Consider the following 1,076-nt stretch of genomic DNA (forward strand, 5'->3'; position numbering starts at 1 on the left):
GAAACCATGTGTGCCCAAGCTCATCTCGGCCTCCGGCTTTCCAGATGAGGTAGTGCCATGGCGCGGCTATTGCCAGGCAGAGGAGGAGGCCGAGGAAGGGATACAAGCAACGCCATGCGGCGAGGAGAGTACGAGACGACGTGAACTGCAAAGAGAGATAGAATCGAAAGCCACCGTGTGCTTTGATGCGCAGTGTAAAGCGTTTAAGAAGAAGGAAGAGGGCTAGAATAAAGAGAGGCAGGGCGCCGGCGGCTCCTTTGGTTAGAATGGAGAGGGCGAGAGATGTCCAGAAGACCATGGCTAGGCCGAACCTCATTTTGGGAGTGACCCAAGAGGGTGGTTCAAGACAGAGATAGGCGCTTAACATCATGATGGTGAACCAGAAAGTGAGCAGGGCATCGGTGGTAAGTTGGCGGGCATCGAGGAGGGTGAGCGGGGCGAGCATGTAGGTAAGAGCCGCCCAAGCCGCAGCCCGGCGTCCGAAGGCGATTTTGGCGAACCACCAGACGAGGAGCGTTGTGAGCAGACTGGCGATGGCCGAAGGAAGTCGGGCTGCAAAGGGAGTAAGTCCAACAAGGCGCATGGAAAGCGCCCCAAGCCAGTAGACAAGAATGGGTTTCTCAAAAAAGGGGGTTGTGAAGGCGGATGGGTTGAGCGGTGGGTGGCTGTTAAGGCGCGGGGTGATCCAGTCTCCATGAAGAACCATTTGGCGAGCACAAGCCACATAGAGGCCCTCATCAAGATCAAAGAGGGGCACAGAACCTAGTCGCCAGAAGAAGAGGAGCAGGCAAAGGAGCAGCAGACCTATTTCGGTGAGCGGGGGCGATTCGGTTTTGTGTACGGTTTCTTTTGTGAAGGTTTCGGTGTGTACCATGTTCTCACATAGAGTTTACCTGTGTTATGGGGATATACGGCAGAGATGGTCTAAGCTGTTAAAAGAAGGGGGTGCAGAAGCTTTGTAGCTCTCTGCACCCCTAGTGGGGTAGGGAAGCACTACTTCTAACCCGAAAAGGGGAAGAAGACACGTTGGCCGGTTTCTGCCGCTTTGTAGGCGGCGAGGCACATTTCCACCGAGA

At 55.1% G+C, this 1,076-nt stretch carries 1 protein-coding gene; it reads right to left on the reverse strand.

Annotated features, from left to right (window positions below):
* The coding region (locus VKV18_RS04890; RefSeq protein ID WP_324203106.1) for an ArnT family glycosyltransferase at positions 1–874 on the reverse strand (874 nt) is incomplete at its 3' end.
* Positions 875–1,076: the final 202 nt, after the last annotated feature.

Origin of the sequence: Chthonomonas sp. (genome assembly GCF_035294505.1) — a bacterium.
In the GTDB taxonomy this organism is placed as follows: domain Bacteria; phylum Armatimonadota; class Chthonomonadetes; order Chthonomonadales; family Chthonomonadaceae; genus Chthonomonas.